This is a genomic window from Chryseobacterium vrystaatense, assembly GCF_000737765.1.
Lineage (GTDB): Bacteria > Bacteroidota > Bacteroidia > Flavobacteriales > Weeksellaceae > Chryseobacterium > Chryseobacterium vrystaatense.
Genome location: NZ_JPRI01000001.1, coordinates 227,575 through 249,767, shown reverse-complemented (window position 1 = coordinate 249,767; position 22,193 = coordinate 227,575). Strand labels below are relative to the sequence as shown.

20 protein-coding genes are annotated in these 22,193 nt (G+C 37.1%); 14 read left to right on the top strand and 6 right to left on the bottom strand.

The window, feature by feature from the left end; translation table 11 throughout:
* Positions 1-110: 110 nt before the first annotated feature.
* The 6 genes from IW16_RS01160 to IW16_RS01130 form a co-directional block, all read right to left on the bottom strand.
* Complete coding sequence (locus IW16_RS01160) at positions 111-1,718, bottom strand: GEVED domain-containing protein (RefSeq protein ID WP_084694475.1); 1,608 nt, start codon at positions 1,716-1,718, stop codon at positions 111-113.
* Positions 1,719-2,407: 689 nt separating this feature from the next.
* Positions 2,408-2,869: a hypothetical protein gene (locus IW16_RS01150; RefSeq protein WP_051889818.1), complete on the bottom strand. Its 462-nt coding sequence runs from the start codon at positions 2,867-2,869 to the stop codon at positions 2,408-2,410.
* A 33-nt stretch (positions 2,870-2,902) separates the two neighbouring features.
* Positions 2,903-3,271 carry a helix-turn-helix domain-containing protein gene (locus IW16_RS01145; RefSeq protein WP_034738853.1) on the bottom strand — a complete coding sequence of 123 codons (369 nt, stop codon included), beginning with the start codon at positions 3,269-3,271 and terminating at the stop codon, positions 2,903-2,905.
* Positions 3,272-3,344: 73 nt separating this feature from the next.
* Entirely contained in the window at positions 3,345-3,815 is a 471-nt protein-coding gene (locus IW16_RS01140; RefSeq protein ID WP_034738851.1) for a YciI family protein, read from the bottom strand.
* A 90-nt stretch (positions 3,816-3,905) separates the two neighbouring features.
* A complete protein-coding gene (gene pncB / locus IW16_RS01135) occupies positions 3,906-5,084 on the bottom strand; it encodes a nicotinate phosphoribosyltransferase (RefSeq protein ID WP_034738849.1) in 1,179 nt (392 codons plus the stop codon).
* A 93-nt stretch (positions 5,085-5,177) separates the two neighbouring features.
* Positions 5,178-5,654: a Dps family protein gene (locus IW16_RS01130; RefSeq protein WP_034738847.1), complete on the bottom strand. Its 477-nt coding sequence runs from the start codon at positions 5,652-5,654 to the stop codon at positions 5,178-5,180.
* Between the two features lie 121 nt (positions 5,655-5,775).
* Between IW16_RS01130 and IW16_RS01125 the strand changes: the two genes are divergently transcribed.
* The 14 genes from IW16_RS01125 to IW16_RS01060 all read left to right on the top strand — a co-directional run bounded on the left by IW16_RS01125 (position 5,776) and on the right by IW16_RS01060 (position 22,184).
* Positions 5,776-7,362, top strand: coding sequence for a hypothetical protein (locus IW16_RS01125; RefSeq protein WP_034738845.1), 1,587 nt, complete (start codon positions 5,776-5,778; stop codon positions 7,360-7,362).
* A gap of 203 nt (positions 7,363-7,565) precedes the next feature.
* Positions 7,566-7,979, top strand: a complete 414-nt coding sequence (gene rpsL, locus IW16_RS01120) for a 30S ribosomal protein S12 (protein ID WP_027383325.1) — start codon at positions 7,566-7,568, stop codon at positions 7,977-7,979.
* A gap of 23 nt (positions 7,980-8,002) precedes the next feature.
* The gene (gene rpsG, locus IW16_RS01115; protein WP_034738844.1) at positions 8,003-8,479 is read left to right on the top strand and encodes a 30S ribosomal protein S7; all 477 of its coding nucleotides are present in this window, start codon (positions 8,003-8,005) and stop codon (positions 8,477-8,479) included.
* A 6-nt stretch (positions 8,480-8,485) separates the two neighbouring features.
* Entirely contained in the window at positions 8,486-10,603 is a 2,118-nt protein-coding gene (gene fusA / locus IW16_RS01110; RefSeq protein ID WP_034738841.1) for an elongation factor G, read from the top strand.
* A 17-nt stretch (positions 10,604-10,620) separates the two neighbouring features.
* Complete coding sequence (gene rpsJ, locus IW16_RS01105; protein ID WP_002661363.1) at positions 10,621-10,926, top strand: 30S ribosomal protein S10; 306 nt, start codon at positions 10,621-10,623, stop codon at positions 10,924-10,926.
* A 317-nt stretch (positions 10,927-11,243) separates the two neighbouring features.
* Positions 11,244-13,424 (top strand): TonB-dependent siderophore receptor, encoded by a 2,181-nt coding sequence (locus IW16_RS01100; protein ID WP_034738837.1) that lies wholly within the window; start codon positions 11,244-11,246, stop codon positions 13,422-13,424.
* A gap of 18 nt (positions 13,425-13,442) precedes the next feature.
* Positions 13,443-14,060: a hypothetical protein gene (locus tag IW16_RS01095; RefSeq protein ID WP_034738834.1), complete on the top strand. Its 618-nt coding sequence runs from the start codon at positions 13,443-13,445 to the stop codon at positions 14,058-14,060.
* Positions 14,061-14,160: 100 nt separating this feature from the next.
* Positions 14,161-15,354 carry a PepSY-associated TM helix domain-containing protein gene (locus IW16_RS01090; RefSeq protein WP_034738832.1) on the top strand — a complete coding sequence of 398 codons (1,194 nt, stop codon included), beginning with the start codon at positions 14,161-14,163 and terminating at the stop codon, positions 15,352-15,354.
* A gap of 149 nt (positions 15,355-15,503) precedes the next feature.
* Complete coding sequence (locus IW16_RS01085) at positions 15,504-16,001, top strand: low affinity iron permease family protein (protein WP_034740433.1); 498 nt, start codon at positions 15,504-15,506, stop codon at positions 15,999-16,001.
* 401 nt (positions 16,002-16,402) lie between these two features.
* Positions 16,403-17,419, top strand: a complete 1,017-nt coding sequence (locus IW16_RS01080; protein WP_034738830.1) for a hypothetical protein — start codon at positions 16,403-16,405, stop codon at positions 17,417-17,419.
* Positions 17,420-17,422: 3 nt separating this feature from the next.
* Positions 17,423-18,220, top strand: coding sequence for a DUF4280 and LysM peptidoglycan-binding domain-containing protein (locus IW16_RS25515; protein WP_051889816.1), 798 nt, complete (start codon positions 17,423-17,425; stop codon positions 18,218-18,220).
* Between the two features lie 2 nt (positions 18,221-18,222).
* Positions 18,223-20,724 carry an N-acetylmuramoyl-L-alanine amidase gene (locus tag IW16_RS01070; RefSeq protein WP_034738826.1) on the top strand — a complete coding sequence of 834 codons (2,502 nt, stop codon included), beginning with the start codon at positions 18,223-18,225 and terminating at the stop codon, positions 20,722-20,724.
* An 8-nt stretch (positions 20,725-20,732) separates the two neighbouring features.
* Entirely contained in the window at positions 20,733-21,584 is an 852-nt protein-coding gene (locus IW16_RS01065; RefSeq protein ID WP_034738824.1) for a hypothetical protein, read from the top strand.
* Positions 21,585-21,845: 261 nt separating this feature from the next.
* Positions 21,846-22,184: a hypothetical protein gene (locus tag IW16_RS01060; RefSeq protein WP_131327818.1), complete on the top strand. Its 339-nt coding sequence runs from the start codon at positions 21,846-21,848 to the stop codon at positions 22,182-22,184.
* Positions 22,185-22,193: the final 9 nt, after the last annotated feature.

Below are 22,193 nucleotides of genomic sequence, written 5' to 3'. Positions count from 1 at the left end.
CGTCAAAATTTAAAATAAGAAAGAGATATTCTTCATATTCTGAACAAAAAAGCGACGGTATACAACCGTCGCTTCATAATAATATAAATAGAATTTACTTTAAGATTTTACTATTTCTTAATTGCTTTTACTGTTTTTGCGGTTCCGTTCTCCATTTGAAGAGTAATCAGATACAGGCCTGAATTCAAATCAGAAAGGTTTAGTTCAGTACTTGGCTTAAGGGTTTTAACCTGTCTGCCTGAAACGTCTGATACAATAATGGATTTTACATCCTTGATATCGGAAATTGTTAACTTATCTTTAAATGGATTTGGATAAACGGTGACGTCCGCTTTACCATCTGCATTAATTTCTGAAGTTCCCAATACGTTTTTCTGTACAAGAATGGTATAGTCTTCAGCCTGTCCCTGACTAAGATCAGTACATGGGCTTGACAATTCTGCTCTTACAGAACTTGTTGAACTGTTGAATTGATATTTCACTCTCATTCTGGTATTCCCCAGCAAAGCGGTGGAAGGGACAGCAATGTTTTTGTTCACTGTTACGACAGCACCGGTAGATCCTGCAAAATCAGACGTTACAAAGTAAGATTCTCCTGCATCGGCAAAACTTCCGTTTTGATTCCAGTCAATAAATACGGTAAATCCGAATCGGTTGTTTCCTACTCCTGTTCCGGTAAGGGTTATAGGGTAAGAGGTTCCTCTGGTCACTGTAGCTATTTTGGCGGTAAAGTTTTCCTGTCCGTCACCGGTATTTGCAGTTCCACTCGACGCATTGGTCATATCACTTAATACAACATTAGATATAGGATACACTCCCAGTTTGGCTGTAAGCGGTCCGCAATATGGTGCAAAAGGATTGGCGGCTGTTGTGAAGGAAATTTCCGGACATCCTGTGGCATCACCTAAAGCATTGGTTGGCGTAATGGAAGCGTAAAGAAGGGTGTTTTGAGGAAGAACTTCGGTTGATACAGGTGAAAAAGATGTACCAGAAGTTGTCCCCGTATATATATTTGAAGCTCCCGGAGTGGTTCCTATTTTTATTTTATAGGATTCTGCACCGGCAGCAGCGGCCCATGTTATTTGTGGACGTACTGAAACTCCTGTTGCACCACTGATAGGGCTGCTTATTGCTGTACATGCAGGAACTGCTGTTACTTCCTGTTTGATTTTGACATTATCTATAAAGCTGTAGAAATCATAGGTAGTACCTGTAGTTCCAACGGTCTGAATACGAAGCATAAAGTTTCCGTTTACATTGGCACTTTCAGGAATTGTACCTGTAAATGTAGCACAGGTTTGGGCTGTAGAAGTTAGGGTAACTGGGGTGGCTACCGGAAGATAGGAAGTTCCCCCGTTTGTAGAATAGTCTACATTAATGACACCGCCGATACTGCTTGTTGCGTCATAAGCAGTGGTACTGTAATTAAAAGAAATATCTATCTTCTTACCGTTAGCAGTGATACTGGCTGGTTTAGTATATATCAGGTTGATCGTTCTGTTACCAACACTTGAACCATACGCTTCGGCTCCAATAGATACGGTACCGTCACAGTTTCCAACAATGTACGTTTGTGCAGTGCCTCCGTTAAGATCACTATATCCGCCTGTAATTGCAAATCCCGGATAGGTTGCATTTTCAAAGCTTTCTGTTACTAAAATCTGTGCACTGCTCATTGTTGCCAATGCGATGAAGCTCAAAAGTAATGTTTTTTTCATAGGATAAATTTTTATCTAATATAATAATATTTTGAATAATTGAGATATAAATGTAAAATTTTATTTGATATTCAGTGGTTTGGTGAATGATTTTAATGGATTCTGTATTATTAGAATGGCTGATCTAATATCTGGGTTATAGGTTGTTTTACTAATGGTAGTGGGCTTTTACAGAGATTTTTGATGTCAAATTTTCATGCTGATTTAAGATGCTGATTATCAATAAAAAAAAGTGAACCGGTAAGGCTCACTTCAATTATTTTTGCATGATGTAATTATGGGATGAATATGGGCCCCGGATCGATAGGTCCTATCGGCCCTATTGGTCCAATTGGTCCGCAGAATCCTGTGGCCATCGTACACGTGCCACCCATGCAGATATGGCCTGACATGGAAGTGGTGCCGTCCGGACATCTGATCATGCCTTCGCCGCGACCGCTGCAATCTCTGTCTGAATAGCACTCCAGGGCATGAACAAGAGTCCCTCCAAATACATCTTTCAATGCTGTTCTTGAAATTTTTGTTAAATTCATTTTTTTCATGGAATTCAATTTTTGATGGTTTTAATTTGTATAAATCTGAAAATGAAGTCCTAAGATATGAAAAAAAAATAAATCACTATGATGTTACATAATGATTTATTTTAAATTTTTAATTGAATGGTACGAAAGTATTACGGCAGTACGGTTTTAACTTCCCAGATTCATATAGTATAGCGGTCTTTCACTTTTTTGTTCACCGTTATGTAGGGTAAGACCTTCAAAAAAGACATGATCACCAAGATCTTTATTGCTTACTTGATTTTCTAACTGATAGAGGAGATCAAGGGCTGTGAAATGGATTCCGTTGCCTGCTTTGAGCGTGGCACAAAACTCTACCTGAAACATGCCGTAATCACTATGGTCTTCCTCAAAGACTTCCTCTTCATCACCCAATATTGTTTCGTTGGCAGATACATCTTCTTTCCCTTTGATCCATGCTTCATAGCAAACGTCTATTTCAGGTGCATTGATGGCCACCTGATCTGCTTCCCAGCTTGCTCTTTCTTTTAAAATCAATGTCTGATACTCTGTAATTTCTCTATTGAAATCTTCGATGCTGTTGTAGTTTTTTCTGTGAAAAGCCCAAACGACGTTGGAAAGTATGCTCATTTATTTTTTTTTGTTTTGAAGAAATTTTGGCACCTACTTTTTCCCCGCTTTAAGTCTTTTGATTTCCTCCTCCAGCATAGCAATGTATTTCTGCAGATTGTCTATCACTGAGTTCGGGATATTGTAATTATTACTTGTTCCATTAACATTGTAAAAAGCTCCATTGTCATTTACAGTTGTATTCTCGTTGTGTATGATTACTGAAACCTCTTCCTCCTCATAAATTTCTTCCATCGGAACGTCAAAAAATTTTGACATTTTTTCCCATTCGATTTTTGTAATTTTTACAGCTCCGCTTTCTTTTCTGCTGTAGTTGGAAACATCAGTTGCTATAATATCGGCAATCTCCTGCTGGGTGTAGCCCTTTTGCTTTCTTATTCTGCGTAATTTTTCTTTTTCCATAATCGTCTTTTTACAAAAATGTGAAATTAAATTGTATCCTTCAAAATTTCCTGGAAGTTTTTCGAACTTATTATTAAGGATTCACTTTAGATATTTCTTCGTGATGTTTCAGATATAGGGGGAGCGCAGCAGATCCGTACCATGGGAAAATTTCATAACTGAAAACTCCGGCCTGTACTGCAGGATCTGTCTTTACCCATTGTTCCGCTTCTTCTTTGGATTTTGTGTTGAAGATAAACATACCCCGGTAGTTCTCTTTATTCTTTTCCAAAAAAGGTCCTGCCACAACGATTTTACCTTCATCAGCCAGCTTTCCGATATTCGCCATATGACCTTTCATCAGTTCGCCCATTTTGGTTTTGTCTTCTACTTTGGTTGCGCCTGTGGTGAGCATCACAATGGTGTAGGCTTTCATACCGTATTGGTCTGCACCAAGAGATGCTGCCAGCTCCTGATTGAATTTTGGCTTTTCTGCTTTCTTTTCCTGAGCAAACGATAACGCTGCTGTCAAAAGACCAAGGGATAAATAAATTTTTAATTTCATAAGATGATTCAATTAAAAGTTTAAGCTATAAAGTCTAAAGTCTAAAGTCTAAAGTCTGATGTCTGACGTCTGATATCTGAAATCCAATATCTAATCCTTTATTCTTAAGAATTCTTTGGCCAGCTCGATCATTTTTGGATCTCCTGTATATTTTCCATGTTCATCAGAAAGTTTCACTGTTGGAATCCATTCTTTGTTTGGAGCCTGTACACCTATTAGCTTCATGACGATATTCATTGGCTTTAAACCAACATCGTTGGTAAGGTTGGTCCCGATTCCGAAAGATACCCCGATTTTTCCTTTGCAGTAATTGGTGATTTCTTCCACCTTTTCCAGGTTCAAAGCATCGGAGAAGATGATGTATTTAAATAAAGGATTGATTCCGTTGTTTTTGTAATGAGCGATTGTTTTATCTGCAAATTCCAGCGGATCACCGCTGTCGTGACGTACGCCATCAAACAGTTTGGCAAATTTCTTATCAAACTGCTGGAAGAAAACATCTGTGGTATAAGTGTCGGAAAGAGCAACTCCAAGATCGCCTCTGTAGACATCTACCCAATGTTCCAGTGCCAGTTCATTGGCCATTTTGAATCCATATTCTGCTGCATGAAACATAAACCATTCGTGTGCATGGGTTCCAATTGGTTTTACTCCGAACTTCATCGCAAAATGAACATTGGAGCTTCCAATGAAAGTGGATGGTTTATTTTGCGTCAAAGCTTCCATCACCAGATTCTGTACTTTATAGGAATGTCTTCTTCTGGTACCGAATTCTGCGAAATTAACGCCAAGTTTTGCCAGAGAATCTGCTTTTTCCAAAGTTCTTTTCATGACTATATCATTGGAATCTCTTTCCATATGATTCATTTCGTAATGCAGTTCGCTGATCAGAGCCAGTAACGGAACTTCCCAAAGGATCGTTCTGTACCAAAGTCCTTCAACAGTTACAGAAAGTTCGCTTCCTTCCTGATGGATCTTCACTTCAGACGGATCATAGTGATAGCCTTCAAGGAAGTCAAGATAGGGGAGGTCTATATATGGACAGGTCCTTGCCATGAATTTTTTTTCATCCTTGGTAAGCTTGAGCTCTGCCATTTTGTTCACAGCTTCTTTTAAAGCAGCGTCAAAACCTTCCGGAAACTGGTGTTTCCCTCTATTGATAAATTCATACTTTACAATGGAACTTGGAAAAAGTTTTACCACTGCGTTCTGCATGGTTATTTTATAAAAATCGTTATCCAGTATAGAGTTTAATCGAACGTCGTGCATAATATGTGTAATTTTAACGCAAATATAGTTATTTAAAATAAAAACCGCCTAAATGTAAGGCGATTTTTTTATTTATCAGTCGATTTTTGTTGGTTACTTCCCTAAATAAGAATTGTACATCCATACTTCTTTTTCCTGTTCTGTAATGTAATCGCTCATCTGAGAATTCGTTCCTTCATCTCCCGCTGCATCAGTAATGTCCAGAAGTTCTCTTTGTAGATCAAGAACGACTTTGAAAGAATTTAAAATATTCTCTACGCTTTTTGTACCGTCACTTACCTCTTTGGTTTCCTTAATGGTAGATACCTTAAGGTAATCGGAATAGTTGTGGGCAGGAGTGGCTCCTAAAGTCAGAATTCTTTCTGCGATCTCGTCGATCTTTAGCACAAGGCTGTTGTAAAGCTCTTCAAATTTAGGATGAAGGGTAAAGAACTGATCTCCTTTGATATTCCAGTGGGAACCTCTTGTGTTTTGATAGAATACTGAATAGTTGGCTAACAGGATATTAAGTTTTTCTGAAATGTTTTTACAGTCGGCTTCTTTCAGGCCGATAATGCTTGCATTTTTCATATGTTTATCTTTTATACCAACAAATTTAGAAAATATTGTGCCGAAAAGCTTTCAATGTCAATAGAAGATAACTATAAGAAAATTTTTTAAAATAGTTTGGAAGTATTAATATTGCAGGTAAATGAAAAATTTACTGATAACGGCTGCTGTGTTTTTGGGGATGTGTTTTATATATGTCCTGATCATGCTGTCGGAAACAGAAAATAATTTCACCTATATATTGGATGATGCCTATATTCATTTAGCCTTAGCTAAGAATTTTGCGCTTCACGGTGTTTGGGGAGTAACGGAATATGTTTATTCATCATCATCATCTTCTCCTTTGTTTACGTTTCTTTTAAGTGGATTGATTTATGTTTTTGGAAATCATCAGTTGATTCCTCTACTATTTAATTTCGGATGTGTATTGCTGACTGTTTATTTTCTCAATAAGTATTACTCCAATCTTTTCAAAGGAAATACGGGAGTTATTTTAGCATCTCTTTTTACGCTTCTTTTTGCGTCTGTTCATTTGCTTGTTTTTTCGGGAATGGAGCATGTGCTGCAGGTGCTGGTGATTGTGATCAATATCTATTGCTTTGAAAAATGGAGAACCTCCGGTTTTAAAAATTCATCGTATTCCGGCTGTTTCTACGGTACACTTGCTTTGCTGGGACTGATCAGGTTTGAAAGTATGTTTTATTTTCTGGCACTTGCTTTTGTTTTCTTAGGGTTAGGAAAATGGAGACAGAGTACCATCCTGTTGATGTTTGGATTTATTCCCATTGGTATTTTTGGTTATTTCACGCATCAGGAAACCGGATATTACTTTCCGAATTCTGTGATTGTGAAGGGAACTAAATTGGATTTCTCCGGAAATTATCTGGTGCAGATCAAAAATATATTTTTAAATAAATTAGTCTTAAAGCCATACTTCCATCTGGTAGCTCTGCCACCGCTTTGTTTTGTCGCTCTTTTACTTTTTAAAGATTATAAAAATAAATTAAGTTTCCGGGAAATAGTACTCCGTAATTTTCTTCTTATTGTGTTTGGTATTACTTTATTTGTTCAGGCCGCTTTTGGGCAGTTTACCAATTTTTACAGATATGAAGCTTACTTATTAACGGCTTTTGCCATGCTTGTTATTCCCAGGATAAAAAATGTTTTTGCTGGTGGAAGTATCGTACTAAAGCAGAATAAAACTACGGTCCTTCTTATAGTATGTACATTCATGATACTGGTGCTCAAAATGGTTTTGGTAAGTATACTGATCATCACAGGGAGCCGTAATATTTATGAACAGCAGATTCAGTCTGCAAGATTTCTTAAACAATACTACAATAATTCTAAATTGATCGCCAATGATATAGGCGCTGTCTGTTATTTTACAGACATCCATTTGCTGGATATTGCAGGGTTGGGGTCAAAAGAGGCCGTTCCTTTTAAAATAAAGAAACACGGGATGAATGATGAGTTCGAAAAATTTCTTACAGCGTATACGGCACAGAATCATTTTCAGCTGGCCATAGTATATGAAGGATGGCTGGAAGGGCATGTTCCGGAAAACTGGAGAAAGGCTGCGGTACTTGAAATACAGGGAGGAAATGCTGTGCTGGGATTGAAGGAGGTAACTATTTATTCAGTAGATCCGGATATTCATCATTCCTTACAGCAGAACGTGAAAAATTTCCACTGGAACAAAAATGTGGTGGTAAGAATAATTAAATAAATTTTACAATTATTTAATATAGAGGCCTTAAGCAAAAACTACTTTCTTTTTTTGCATTTTCTCAGTGTATATCGATAGTCTGTTATTTGGCAGTTCAGGGGCAATGTCTTTTTGGTGTAAGTGTTTGATTTTAATTTTTCTATAAGTTTTTGTAGATTGAAAAAATATTCCTATTTTTGCACCCTAAAATAAAAAGCAATTAAATGCCTACTATTCAACAATTAGTAAGAAAAGGAAGAGTCGCACTCACCAAGAAGAGTAAATCGGCTGCCCTTGATTCTTGTCCACAAAGACGAGGTGTATGTACGAGAGTATATACTACCACTCCTAAGAAACCTAACTCTGCACTTAGAAAAGTTGCAAGGGTAAGACTTTCTAACGGGAAGGAAGTCAACGCCTACATCCCGGGCGAAGGACATAATCTTCAAGAGCACTCGATAGTATTGGTACGCGGCGGAAGGGTGAAAGACCTACCGGGAGTACGTTATCATATCGTAAGAGGAGCATTAGACACTGCAGGTGTAAGCGGAAGAACGCAGAGAAGATCTAAGTATGGAGCTAAGAGACCAAAACCAGGTCAGGCAGCAGCTGCGCCAGCTAAAGGAAAGAAAAAATAATCATTAAATAAGGTACAGAAACAATGAGAAAGACAAAAGCGAAAAAAAGACCGTTGTTACCAGATCCGAAATTTAATGATCAATTGGTAACAAGATTTGTAAACAACTTAATGCTAGACGGTAAGAAGTCTATCGCATTCAAAATATTCTATGATGCTTTAGAGCTAGTAGAAGCTAAAAAAGGAGAAACTGAGAAAACAGCCCTTGAAATCTGGAAAGATGCATTAACTAACGTTATGCCTCACGTAGAAGTACGTTCTAGAAGAGTAGGTGGAGCTAACTTCCAGATCCCTATGCCAATCAGAGCTGACAGAAAAATTTCTATGGCAATGAAATGGTTAATCAAATATTCAAAAGCTAGAAATGATAAGTCTATGGCTTTGAAATTAGCTAATGAAGTGGTAGCTGCTTCTAGAGAGGAAGGTGCTGCTTACAAAAAGAAATCTGATACTCACAAAATGGCGGAAGCTAACAAAGCTTTCTCTCACTTTAAATTCTAATTAGAAATGAGTAGAGATCTTAAATTTACAAGAAATATTGGTATTGCTGCCCACATTGATGCGGGAAAAACTACCACTACAGAAAGAATCTTATTCTACACTGGTGTAAACCACAAAATTGGTGAAGTACATGATGGTGCTTCTACAATGGACTGGATGGAGCAGGAAGCAGAAAGAGGTATTACTATTACTTCTGCTGCAACTACTTGTTCTTGGAACTTCCCTACAGACCAGGGTAAAATTTTACCTGAAAGTAAGCCTTACCACTTCAACATCATTGATACACCGGGACACGTTGACTTCACAGTAGAAGTAAACAGATCTTTAAGAGTATTGGATGGATTGGTATTCTTATTCTCTGCAGTAGATGGAGTAGAGCCTCAGTCTGAAACAAACTGGAGACTTGCTGACAACTATAAAGTTGCGAGAATGGGATTCGTAAACAAAATGGACAGACAAGGTGCTGACTTCCTTAACGTGGTAAACCAGGTTAAGACAATGTTAGGATCAAACGCAGTTCCAATCGTTTTACCAATCGGTGCTGAAGAAGATTTCAAAGGGGTTGTAGACTTAATTAAAAACAGAGCGATCATCTGGGATGAAGCAGGACAAGGAGCTACTTTCGAAGTAGTGCCAATTCCTGAAGACATGAAAGCTGAAGTTCTTGAATACAGAGAGAAACTGGTAGAAGCTGTTGCTGACTACGATGATACTTTGATGGAGAAATTCTTCGAAGATCCGGATTCAATCTCTGAAGACGAAATCAACGAAGCTCTAAGAAAAGCTACTATTGATCTTTCTATTATCCCAATGACTTGTGGTTCTTCATTTAAGAATAAAGGAGTACAGTTTATGTTGGATGCAGTATGTAAATACCTTCCTTCTCCATTGGATAAAGATGATATCAAAGGTACTGACCCTAGAACAGATCTTGATATTACAAGAAAACCAGACGTAAACGAGCCTTTCGCGGCTTTAGCATTTAAGATTGCTACTGACCCATTCGTGGGAAGATTGGCATTCTTCAGAGCATACTCTGGAAGACTAGATGCAGGTTCTTATATCTTGAACACTCGTTCAGGAGATAAAGAAAGAATCTCAAGAATCTATCAGATGCACGCTAACAAGCAAAATCCTGTAGAATATATTGAAGCAGGAGATATTGGTGCAGCTGTAGGTTTCAAATCTATCAAAACTGGTGATACAATGTGTGACGAGAAACACCCAATCGTTCTAGAATCGATGGTTTTCCCTGATCCGGTAATTGGTATCGCTGTTGAACCTAAAACTAAGGCAGACCAGGATAAAATGGGTAACGCTCTGGCTAAACTAGCTGAAGAAGATCCTACTTTCCAGGTTAAAACTGACGAAGCTTCTGGTCAGACGATTATCTCAGGAATGGGTGAACTTCACCTTGACATTCTTGTAGATCGTATGAGAAGAGAATTCAAAGTAGAAGTTAACCAGGGTCAGCCACAGGTAGAATACAAAGAAAATCTTACAAAAGTTGCTCAGCACAGAGAAGTTTACAAAAAACAATCTGGTGGTAAAGGTAAATTTGCTGATATCGTATTCGAACTTGGACCTGCTGAAGAAGGTAAAATCGGTCTTGAATTTATTAACGAAATCAAAGGTGGTAACGTTCCTAGAGAATTTGTTCCTGCAATTGAAAAAGGCTTTAAAGCTGCAATGAAGAACGGTCCTTTGGCTGGTTTCGAAGTTGAAGGTATTAAAGTGGTTCTTAAAGACGGATCTTTCCACGCAGTGGATTCTGATGCTCTTTCTTTTGAATTAGCTGCTAAATTAGGATTTAAAGAAGCGGGACGTGCTGCTAAGCCAGTAATCATGGAGCCTATTATGAAACTGGAGGTTGTAACTCCGGAAGAATACATGGGTAACATCATTGGTGACCTTAACAAGAGAAGAGGGACAATCAGTGGTCAGGAAGAGAAAAACGGAGCCGTAGTAATCAAAGGTTCAGTTCCACTTTCTGAAATGTTTGGATATGTAACAACTCTAAGAACACTTTCATCAGGAAGAGCTACTTCTTCTATGGAATTAGAGAAATACGCACAAACTCCACAAAACGTTGCTGAGGATATCATTGCTAAAGCAAAAGGTTAATTTTTTAAATTAGAAAAATGTCACAAAGAATCAGAATAAAACTAAAATCTTACGATTACAACTTGGTAGACAAGTCTGCTGAGAAAATCGTAAAAACGGTAAAGGCTACTGGTGCTGTTGTAAACGGACCAATTCCATTGCCTACAAATAAGAGAATCTTCACAGTGTTGAGATCTCCGCACGTAAATAAGAAAGCAAGAGAACAGTTCCAACTTTCTGCTCATAAGAGATTGATGGATATCTACTCTTCTTCTTCTAAAACTGTTGATGCTCTAATGAAATTAGAGTTACCAAGCGGTGTAGACGTTGAAATTAAAGTGTGATAACTGCATACTTTGCAATGATTATAGAATCCGTCCCTTTTTAGGGACGGATTTTTTTTGTATAATAGCAATACATCAACTTTCCTGTAAAGAATCATGGGAGTACGATCTGGATTTTTTACATTTCGACTTCTGTATTCATAACCCTGTTTTTACAAGGCACCTGTAATGATGCTCCGGGATCATTAAGGTATCCTCATTACATCCAGAGGCTCATTTGCAATCTGATAATGATTAGTCATATCGATGTGAGATATGTCACCTGATGTTATTTATTTAGAATCATTAAAAATAATAATTTTGCAAAAAATAATCAGATGAATAAAGTAGTATCCTTTTCTCTGCTTGTATTAGGTGGGGTTTTTGTAAGCGCACAGCAAGTGAATGATTCTATCAGGAAATCAAAAGAAATCGATGAAGTAGAATTATTTGGTGATAAAAAGAAACAGCCCGAAGGCTTAGAGGCCATTACAAGGCTTCCTTTGAAAACCAGAGACCAGATACAGAGTATTTCTGTAATCTCCTATAAAGTAATTGAAGATTTGGGAGGACTGACCGTAACGGATGTTGCCAAAAATATCCCTGGAGTTACCCAGTTCGGAAGTTATGGAGGGACAAGAGAAAGTATGTCAATCAGAGGATATCGTGGAGTACCGGTATTGAAAAATGGAGTTCAGATGGATTCCGATTTCCGTACAGGAGCAATGCTTACCGATATGCAGGGAGTAGAAAGTATTCAGGTAATTAAAGGTTCAGCAGCAGTAACGCAGGGTATTGGTGACGGACTTGGTTCTGCAGGGGGAGTTATCAACGTAGTTACAAAAGTACCTAAGTTTATCAATCAAACCAATGTAGGATTCAGATATGGAAGCTGGGACTTTTACAGACCTACGGTAGACTTCCAGAGAGTATTGGACTCTCAGGGGAAAATAGCAGTAAGATTAAATGCTGCGTATCAGGAAAACAACAGTTTCAGAAGGTTTATCAATACAGACCGTATTTATGTAAATCCATCTATCGCGATTCGTCCTGACGACAAGACTGAAATTGTGGTGGAAATGGATTATATGCACAACAATACCACACCGGACAGAGGAACCGTAAACCTTGCAAAGGGAGATACAGAAGCCATATACAGAATGCCGGGAAGAAAGTTTCTGGGTTTTGCTTCAGATAATGCAGCAATAGAAACCTTCAATTTCTCTACAACAGCGACAAGAAAACTGACTGAAAAGTTAAAGTTAAGAGCAGCTTTCATGAGTTCATCTTACCAGTCTGAAATTATTGGTGCAGCTTTGGCACCTCTGGATAGAAATAATCCAAATGAAATGCGTGACAGAACATTAACCAGATCAGACAGAGAAGATTTGAACAAAGTATTTCAGTTTGACTTTATCGGGGCAGATGTAAAAACAGGTTTCATGAAGCATACCTTCCAGGTTGGATTCGACTGGAAAGAGTCTAATGTGACTACCACTTCATATGATAGCAAAAAGGTAGACCGTATCAACGTTCTAAATGATATTAACAATGTACTGCCTGCTGATATTGATCCTAATAATTTTACGCTGGCCAAGAGTAATCCTATAGTAAATACAGTAGCTCCTACCATGGGATTAATGGCACAGGATGTTATTACTTTTAATAAATATATTAAAGCACATTTAGGAGTTCGTTACAGTAGATTAATAGGTTCTGATAAAGAAAAAGATTATGCATGGAATCCTTCATTGGGAATTATGATTTCCCCAATTGAAAACATGAATGTATTTGGATCTTACACAAGTACTACTGCTTTAAGAAGTTCTAATAATCCATTAGCAACAGGAGGAACCGTTGGAGCTTCTACCACCAAACAGTGGGAGGCCGGAATTAAGTCTGACTGGTTGAATGAGAGATTGAGATTCAATGTGACTTTCTTTGATATTAATACTGATAATTTATCTTATGAAATTATTGGAAATGGTGGAAACGGTACCGGAAAATATGCCATGGCCGGTGAATTGAAGAGAAAAGGAATGGAAATTGAACTGATCGGGAAAATTCTTCCCAACCTTCAGGTGATGACAGGATGGGCGTATGTAGATGCACAGTATAAAGACAGCCCTTCATTTGTAAGCGGTTCAGCTCCTATCAATACTCCAAAACATTCTGCCAATGCATGGTTGAATTATAAATTTAACGAAGGTGCCTTGACGGGACTTGATGTGGGTGCAGGAGTTTATTATGTAGGAACAAGACCTGTTGATGATTATAAATTAAAAGCAGTTGCTGGGGGGCATGTGAATGGAACGCAGCCTGATGAAAGACCTTTCAACATGCCTGAGTATACTACCGTTGATGCTCAGATTGGATACTCATTCAAAAACGGACTGGGACTGAGAGGTTTCTTCAACAATATTTTTGATTCTGTAGGATATAACTCTTATTTCAGAGGTGGCTACATCGATCAGATCCAACCAAGAAACTTTGCCGTACAGGTAAACTATAAATTCTAACCAGCAAAATTATTCATTATGAAAAGTGTAAAAACATTATTCTTAGCCTTGACTCTTGGTGCAGTATTCATTGCATGTTCAGGAGATAAAAAGAAAGGAGTTGACTATAATCAGTTTAAAACTGAAGTGCAGCTTAGCCCTGATCAGGTGAAAAATTTTGATGAGATCACCAAAAAATATCAGGATCTTCAGGAACAAAACTTCCAGGCTGCAAAAGCACAGGGCGGGAATATGGACCGCGTAGCATTAGGAATCAAAAATGAAGAACTGAGAGCACAGCAATCTATTGAAATGGCAAAAGTTCTTGACGGTCCGCAAATGGAAAAATTCAATGCATTTGTAGACGAAAATTCAAGAAAAAGACCAAGATACGACAATGCACTTCTTGAGAAAATCAAAACTGAGGCTCAGCTGTCAGAAGAAGAGTTTTCAGTAGTAAATGCTGCTAACGATGCATTTGAAAAAGCATTCAACGATGCCCACGATGTTTACCACGGAAATAATGATTTGGCTAAAGAATACTGGGAGAAATTTGATGCTCAGAGAAAAGCCGCTATTAAAGCAGCTCTTACCCCGGAACATTATGCGAAATTCGAAGAAACCGTAAAAGACATTAAGTTCAAAGGAAGAAAATAATCAGGAGTTTGAACCTGATAAAAATAAACATTCATATCAATTTTAATTAGAGAACATTAAGGCAGCACTCCTGTCTTAATGTTTTTGCTATTAGACCCTGATGAAATCATTATTTAAAAGTCTTTACCGTAAAAGAAGAAAGAATGAATCACTCATTAAATATCTGATGTGGATCATCCATCTCTGGCTGGGGCTTCTGTCAAGTAGTATTGTATTTGTGATGTGCCTTACCGGATGTCTGTATGCCTTCAGAAACCAGATTATTGACCTTTATAACAGAGATAAGGTTTATATCAGTGCCGGCTCCCAGGTCTCCCAAACCCCGGACCGGATTCAGGCAGTATTATTCAAAAGCGGAAAAGAACTTACTTCCTTACTGATGCCGGATCGTAAAAACAGAAGCTATGTGGTTTCCTACCGGGAAGACCAATTGGATAAGAGTTCATACTATAATCAATATACCGGAGAGATCCTTGGCCAGGCTGATACTGGAGCCAACCGGTTTTTTGAAGTTGTTCTCGATATTCACAGAAACCTGATGATGGGCAATATCGGCCGGCAGATTGTTGGAGCCTCCGTACTCATGTTCTGTGTGCTGCTTATTTCCGGATTGATCCTCTGGCTTCCCAAAAAACTGAAGTTCCTGAAACAGGGGCTTACAGTGAAATTCAAAGCAAAATTTCAGAGGGTGAATTACGATCTGCATAATACACTCGGCTTTTATACCTTTCTAGTGCTCTTCTTCATGGCTGTTACAGGATTATATGTAACCTATCCGTGGGTGAAAAATGCTCTTATTGTAAGCCTGGGAGGCTCTTCAATTAATCATATCGCCGAAGAGAAAAGCGGGGACGATCCCTTTGGAGGGCTCCTTGAAGACATGCTGCAGAAGCAGAAAGAGAAAAAGAATCTTAAAAATACCGCTTCAGTATCTATCGACAGAATTCTTGAGCTTTCCAATAAGCAGCTGCCCTATTCAGCAGTGACGAGTATTGAACTTCCCAACAAAGAAAATCCAAGGTATGTAGTAACTAAAACCAATACCCGGAATCTACTTGGAATGATGCTGCCGGACCAAATAACCTTCGACAAAACAGGAGTTTTTAAAACCAGGGAACTGTTTTCCGACAAACCCCTCAATAAGCAGTTCACAGCCTTGGCAAAACCATTGCATACCGGCGAAATTATGGGTTTACCAAGTATTATTCTGTATTTCCTGATTTCACTGGTAGGATGCTCATTACCTGTCACGGGATTTCTGATCTGGTGGCACAGATTTAGAAAGATAAAGTAAGAATTGGACTTTTAAGAAGAGAAAACTGTTTTCAATTATTTTTGGTTTAGAGAGTGAAAGAAGATCTTTTTCATTTCCTTTTTTGTAAACATTCTTTACTTCGGATTCAAGTTAATTCAATACATTTATTCAACAAAAGAATTGACATCATGAGCCACAAAAACAATAACCTTTTTGAGAAATTTTCTGACTGGGCCACCAAGTTTACGGGAAGTTCATATGCATTTATTGGAGCGGTAATCGTAGTGGTGATATGGGCAGGATCTGGACCCATTTTTAATTATTCTGAAACCTGGCAGCTCGTGATCAATACGGGAACTACAATTATTACATTTTTAATGGTTTTCTTAATTCAGAAAGCACAGAACAAAGATTCCAAAGCCATACAGATCAAACTGAATGAACTTCTTGCCGCCAATGAAAAGGCCAGCAACAGGATTGTGGATATTGAAGATCTTACGGAAAAAGAACTCGATCAGCTCCACTGTTATTACGAAAAGCTTGCTGATTTTGCTGAGGAGGATAATGATATTCATACTTCACATTCTATCGATGCTGCGAAGAGAAATCAAAACTATAAACATGACTTCTTCAAAAGAAAACATGATGAATGGCTTCAAAAACAAGCAGAAAAAAAGGGATCATAATGGTTCCTTTTTTTTTGTCATGATTCCGGTATTCACATTTTTGATGAATATATGCTGATCTCTTTTTTACGGTTGGAAGTTTTTTTAGGGGGTGCTGTGAGCATGATAATTAGATATTATTGAAAATATACACCCCGAAAACTTTATTTTTCGATTGCTTTAGGTACTGAATCTGCGAAAAATTTCAAAAAAATATAAAACACTATTTTCTGCCTTAAGATGAAGCATGTTTAGCAGTTTCTTTTCTTCATATTATTTTATTCATATAATTCTAAATTTACAAGAATAACCAATTGTTATATAGTTGGTTATATCTTTTATTTTTTGAAAATTAATCTTAATAATTGCATTATGAATGCGATTTTTTATTAGTTTTATAATGTAATTCACAACTGATAGAAATGATTTTTTTTGAATATAAAGTCCGGAACGGAGATACACTTCCGTCTGTTTCCTCACGGCTGAACATGAGTGCGGAGGAACTCAAACAGTTTCATAACAGTCTGTGCCTCAAAATGCATAGGGTATGGTTTGAAAACCTGAACGGTGTAGAAAGACTTATTGTTCCCCTGAACTTTAAGACTGGAAAAAAGCGGGAGCTGGAAAAGAAAAAGACGCTGCCTTCGTACAGCCTTTCCGACTCGTTCCTTATGCCGGTTTATCACGTTAGCGAAACCTTTGAAGGTTCAAGAGAAAATCCTCTTGCTATACATTATGATGTACAGTTTGATATCAGAACAGATCAAAAAAGTGATCCTTATATTTTAACATTCAGGCAGAATAATTTTAAAACTGGAGATTACATTCCCGACAACAAAACGGAAAATCTGACTTTGGCCTGTATAAAGAGTATCATGCCCGTGGACTTCAGTATTGATCCGGATGGACATATTACAGGACCAGCGAATCATCAGCATCTGGTAGAAAAGTTTAAAAACCAACGTGCTGAGCTTGAAGAGTTTTTTACCGGAGAGCGTTCGGAGCTCTATTTTGATGTATTTCAGAACAGCATTTCCGATCAGACCTTTTTTTTAGAGCAGTTTAAGTCTACGCTTCTTTTTCAAACCTTATTTCCTGAGATGGATTGGTTCGGAAAGAACTCCGTTTGGTCTGAAAAATTCTTTTTTCTTAAGAATTCTTTTCCTGTACAATGTTCCATGAGGACTGAACAGGCAGACCTTGACCACGATCTTTTAACCACTGTTTTAAGAGGAGGAATAACAGATGCATGCAGTCTTCAGGAACTGAAAAAAGGGGTGAGATCCAACAAGCCTGTCGGAGATCCGGTTTCAGGCGAGATCATCCTGCAGTATATAACCCATAAAGAAACCAAAAAATTATTCAGCGCTGAAGCATCCCTGAGTCTGTCGCAAGAAAATTCACTTCTCCAAAAACATACTCTCAAAATAACACAATAATCCATGAAAAAATATACGATCCAGCAAGGAGATACTTATAGTTCACTGGCTCAAAAATTCGGTTTGATAGACAATGGTATCCTGAAAACTTACCATAACCTGCATTGCCCGGAAGAAGATGTGATGCATGATGAACCCGTTCCGGGAAAGACCATGATCATTATTGAAGATTCCCGATTTCTTGCTGATACAGGATTTTCAGAAACTCCTATAAAAGAAAGTGATCAGGAACTGACAGACCATAACAGTTACTCTGAAGAAAACAGCGAACAGGCTTCTGAAAAAGAAAAACAGACTGAAAAGGATGAGGATTCAAACCCTCATGATGGTAAGTATTTCATTATACAGAAAGGAACGGTACAGTGTAACCAGGGCTCTGAATTTCCACAGTTCAAGGTAACCAGCCACCAAAAACACTATTGGAATGATCAGGAAGAAAAGGCCGATTATCTTGCCGTGACAGAAGACGATCTTCAGTTTGATCCGTCAGTCCGGTCTTTCGGGCAATGCCGGCTTAAGCCTTCATCGGGTGGATATCTTCCATGCTCCTATGCTCCGGTTGGAAAATGGCAAAAAGCCTATGAAAAAGTGAAGGTCATGGGAAAAAGCTGCCTAACGGAAATTTCCGAACTCATGTGCAGTACCGGAGGAAAAATTAGCATTCTAAAACATGGCCAGCAAAGTGAGATCAGCAAATCACAGGTTATGAATGCTCGTACGAAGAAACAACAGGTGTATAACCCGATTGTGAATTATGATGAATTTAAAGAATATATGAACGACCAGCAATACTACATGTAAGCATGACAGAAATGATATCAGGAAACCGGAATCCAATGGCTGGAACGGCGTATTACTATGAAATCAATGCCCTTAATCTTCTTGGGAAGCTTAACAGCAGCTATGAGTGGCATGTTTTCAAAAAAAATAAAAACAAAACGTGGAGAGATATTACGGAAACACCCAAAACCGGAAAAAGAGTTTCCTATAAATTTGGAGAAATAGCTGTCGGTATTGAGTTTGAGATAAAGGTCTATGAAATCCAGCCGGAACTTCTTCCGGGAACATCCGGTATCAAAAAACTTGTAGGAAGTATCATCCTTATTCCTGTGTATGGAAAAGTGTCCAAAATCGACAGAGTGGTTCTTTTCAACAGAAACGGCAAGAATGTCAACAAGGCCGGTTACCGCGATACATTAACAGCACAGGCTCACTGCATCGCTATGTTTGGCAAAGAGATCGAATTCCATCTTTGGGAGGATGATGCACCGGGAGGAGGCCATGATCTGGTGGTGAACAAAAACAACCGTCACAACAAAGTATATAGGGCAGTAGTCAATGAGAATGGTATCGCAGAAGTGAAGATTTCATTGATATCTGATGAAAGAATCCTCAGGCAGATGGCCAATAAATATCTTATGATAGGGGACCAGGATGAAGGAGCTTATCATGAGTATTATGTTACGGCAACCTATTCGGGAAAGATAGTCGGAGCCAGTCAGGTGAATGTAGATGTTGTGAATCCTGATTATAAAAAAGGGAAGCCAGCTCCACATACTCCAAAATTTCCTTCCGGACAGGGTGGGAAAAAGCAGACGGATCCTAAAGGGAATATTCTGGAAGCTGTTTTCATTAACGATTCGGGGAAAGAACTTTCCAAGGTTGCGGTAGGGGAAAAAGTGAGAATAAGAATACATTCGAAAAATATGGTCGGAAAGTATATCCAATATGTAGTCTGGGAGTATGATGCAGGTGCCCATGATGAAATATACCGAAGCGGACATATTAAAATTCCGGCTGATGTATGTGATACAACTTCCGGATTTGTAATTACCAAAGGACTTTTCGAAAAAGGAATTGACCTTCCTGTAGGTGATCCCGATGCTGACCGACAGCATTATTTTATTGAAATTATTTCTATTGATCTTGCCGCTGAATCCCAAAGATTCGGTGTGGATTCGAAGGGACTGGTGGAAGTGGAGAATGTGAGGAGTCCGGCTAAGATTGAGGACACCAAAGTGTCAAAGCAACAAATAAAAGTTAATTGCTTTTGTAATCGTAAAATAAAAGAAGATGAATTGAGAGAAATGGTAACAGCAATGAGAAAAGCTACTTATGATGAAGCTGGCGAAAATTTTTTTAAGTGGAATAATGACAAATTATTTACAGGCGGGCATGAGCAATTTTTCACAAGAACATATGATAAATTTGCTGAAGTTTTAAATAAAACATTTGAGAATTATGAGATAAATACATGCATTCGAAAAATTCATTTTCTAGGACAATGTTATCATGAAACAGGAGCTTTTATGAAAAGTGTTGAAGGTAAAAAAAATCAAGAATATTGGTATGATCCATATCGAGGAAGGGGATTTATACATCTAACATTAAAGGGGAATTATAAAAAATTTGAAGAAGCTTCAGGCTATAGTGTAGTCAATACTCCTACAATTGTTTCGACAAATATTGAGATAGCTGCTATGTCAAGTGGTTGGTATTGGAAATATAATGACATGGGGAATATTAACACATTCGCTGATAGAGATAGTATTTTTGATACATCCAGACTAGTAAATAAGCCGAATGCTTCTAAATCATCATCAATCAATGGTTATAACCAAAGAGTTAATGCTATAAATGCTCTAAAGAATGTATTTGAATATCCGCAAAATTGTATTAGTCTGGTGAAAAATGAAGAGACCAACGAAAAGACTACTTGCCCAAGTGGTTTAAAGGATTGTATTTGTCTTGAAATATTTAATGTTGAAAATGGTTTTATAAAACATCCTATAATTACAAAAAATCATATAAATATTATTGAACATGGAAATTTTAAAGATATAAAATCAAGTATACAAAAAGTGATATTACATAGAACTGCTGGTGGTACAACTCAAGCATGTATAAATACTTTTAAGAGTGGAAGAAAGAATAGAAAGGGGGGAGTAGATCACTTTGGAACCCACTTTGTTGTCGGAAAAGATGGGGTTATAACACAAACTGCTGATTTATCAAAAGTAACTTGGCATTGTGCAGGGTGGAATTCTAAATCTGTTGGAATTGAGGTTGTTGGATTTGCAATTGACAAAAATGGAAAGCCTACTTTGGGGTTAAAGGATCAAAACCCTGTTACAGGCTGGGAGAGCTTAACTAAAGAACAGTCAAAATCAGTTGCCTGTCTTGTAAAGGGACTTTTAAATTATTACAGTTTGGACAAAACTAAAATTGACTGTCATGAAAATTTAGCACCTAAAGAAGCAGGCGAAGGACAAGTAGTATATAATGCGATTAAAGATTATTTATAGTTAATATTATGAAAAACATTATTATCAATCTCCTATTGTTTTTTTTATTTATAGTGTCTTGCAAAGGACAGGATAAAGATCGGAACAATAATGTTGAAACATTAATTTATTATGCAAATTGTACTGGAGAATATTCTACTGGAGAAAAATTAACAGAAAAAAATAAAACTTGGTCACTTAATAAAAGTGATGTAGATAGAATCATGAATTTATCTAATCGTATTACTGAAAACGAGTGGCATTTTTCATATTCTGTGACCCCTTGTAATATTGATTTCAAAGGCTATTTCTACAAAGGTAGGAAATGGGATTTGCAAATTAATGGGGGATCATATATTTCTCTTCATGATGGAAAAAAAACAATTCTTTTAGGGTGTGCTTCTCCGGAGTGTCATCAGTATTTTTTAAAACCTGTTGAAAGTATGGAAGAAGAAAAATTACACTCTAATATGCCTGAAAACAACACTAAAAATGGTTTCAAAACTTACACAATAGCTTTAAATAAAAATAATAAAGAAGGTGTATTATCTGTCAAAAATAATGGAGACAACTATACACTTGAACTAAAGATTGATGATAATATTTATTTCAATAAAAAGTTCACTTGCGATTTTATAAAGATAGAAACAAATACAAAAAATAAACAAAATTTTAATTTAATCTTAGGATATAGTGATCAATACAAAAAAATATTTAAGAAGGTTGTTATGCCTGTTTTCTATAAAAATGATGACCTTTTCATCGAGAAAATATTTGTAACAACTCTCGGAAATAGTGCAAAAACAGGAAAAGAGGAATGGACAAAAAAAGAAATAAGAAAGAAAATACTACTTAAACAAATTAATCTTGACGAATTTTAAAGGAATAAAATTTTCTGATAGTATTAAGTTCAACATAATAATGTAAGCGGTTTAACTTGAGTATTGGTATGGAATGGGAAGAATTTTGTTACCCGAAATCCTCACTTGCATTGTGAAGTTTCTAATGTTAGTTCTGCACCACATATAGATGAAAAAATGTAACCAATCTCTCTCTCTATTTAAATTTATAACTGAAGAAAGAAAAAAGAATGGAAATAAGAAATAATAAAATCATTTTATTACTTGTTTTTACTATTTAAAGTGGAAGATCCAAATATTGAGAATAATAAAACAGTGAAAAGAGAATTCTTAATAACTCGCGAAAAAGACAAAATAATTATTGAAATTTTATCCGAAGGTAATTCCAATGGAAAAATTAAATTGAAAGATACTAATCATTTAGAATTAACATGGGATTCTACAATGCTAAAAAAGAGAAATTTTACAACAAGTGATACTCCATCAAATAATCAACCTGTCAGTTTACTAAAATGTGAAAAATTTCAAGAAAATGATCATTCTAAAACATGGAGTCTGAAATCAGAAGATAAAAGTAAAGAGTTTAATAATGATGAAAATAGTATTACCAGTACTATTTGATAAAAGATA

Coding starts and splice junctions, on each gene's coding strand:
- IW16_RS01160 (WP_084694475.1), bottom strand. CDS start 1,718: ATGAAAAAAACATTACTTTTGAGCTTCATCGCATTGGCAACAATGAGC.
- IW16_RS01150 (WP_051889818.1), bottom strand. CDS start 2,869: ATGAGCATACTTTCCAACGTCGTTTGGGCTTTTCACAGAAAAAACTAC.
- IW16_RS01145 (WP_034738853.1), bottom strand. CDS start 3,271: ATGGAAAAAGAAAAATTACGCAGAATAAGAAAGCAAAAGGGCTACACC.
- IW16_RS01140 (WP_034738851.1), bottom strand. CDS start 3,815: ATGAAATTAAAAATTTATTTATCCCTTGGTCTTTTGACAGCAGCGTTA.
- pncB (WP_034738849.1), bottom strand. CDS start 5,084: ATGCACGACGTTCGATTAAACTCTATACTGGATAACGATTTTTATAAA.
- IW16_RS01130 (WP_034738847.1), bottom strand. CDS start 5,654: ATGAAAAATGCAAGCATTATCGGCCTGAAAGAAGCCGACTGTAAAAAC.
- IW16_RS01125 (WP_034738845.1), top strand. CDS start 5,776: ATGAAAAATTTACTGATAACGGCTGCTGTGTTTTTGGGGATGTGTTTT.
- rpsL (WP_027383325.1), top strand. CDS start 7,566: ATGCCTACTATTCAACAATTAGTAAGAAAAGGAAGAGTCGCACTCACC.
- rpsG (WP_034738844.1), top strand. CDS start 8,003: ATGAGAAAGACAAAAGCGAAAAAAAGACCGTTGTTACCAGATCCGAAA.
- fusA (WP_034738841.1), top strand. CDS start 8,486: ATGAGTAGAGATCTTAAATTTACAAGAAATATTGGTATTGCTGCCCAC.
- rpsJ (WP_002661363.1), top strand. CDS start 10,621: ATGTCACAAAGAATCAGAATAAAACTAAAATCTTACGATTACAACTTG.
- IW16_RS01100 (WP_034738837.1), top strand. CDS start 11,244: ATGAATAAAGTAGTATCCTTTTCTCTGCTTGTATTAGGTGGGGTTTTT.
- IW16_RS01095 (WP_034738834.1), top strand. CDS start 13,443: ATGAAAAGTGTAAAAACATTATTCTTAGCCTTGACTCTTGGTGCAGTA.
- IW16_RS01090 (WP_034738832.1), top strand. CDS start 14,161: ATGAAATCATTATTTAAAAGTCTTTACCGTAAAAGAAGAAAGAATGAA.
- IW16_RS01085 (WP_034740433.1), top strand. CDS start 15,504: ATGAGCCACAAAAACAATAACCTTTTTGAGAAATTTTCTGACTGGGCC.
- IW16_RS01080 (WP_034738830.1), top strand. CDS start 16,403: ATGATTTTTTTTGAATATAAAGTCCGGAACGGAGATACACTTCCGTCT.
- IW16_RS25515 (WP_051889816.1), top strand. CDS start 17,423: ATGAAAAAATATACGATCCAGCAAGGAGATACTTATAGTTCACTGGCT.
- IW16_RS01070 (WP_034738826.1), top strand. CDS start 18,223: ATGACAGAAATGATATCAGGAAACCGGAATCCAATGGCTGGAACGGCG.
- IW16_RS01065 (WP_034738824.1), top strand. CDS start 20,733: ATGAAAAACATTATTATCAATCTCCTATTGTTTTTTTTATTTATAGTG.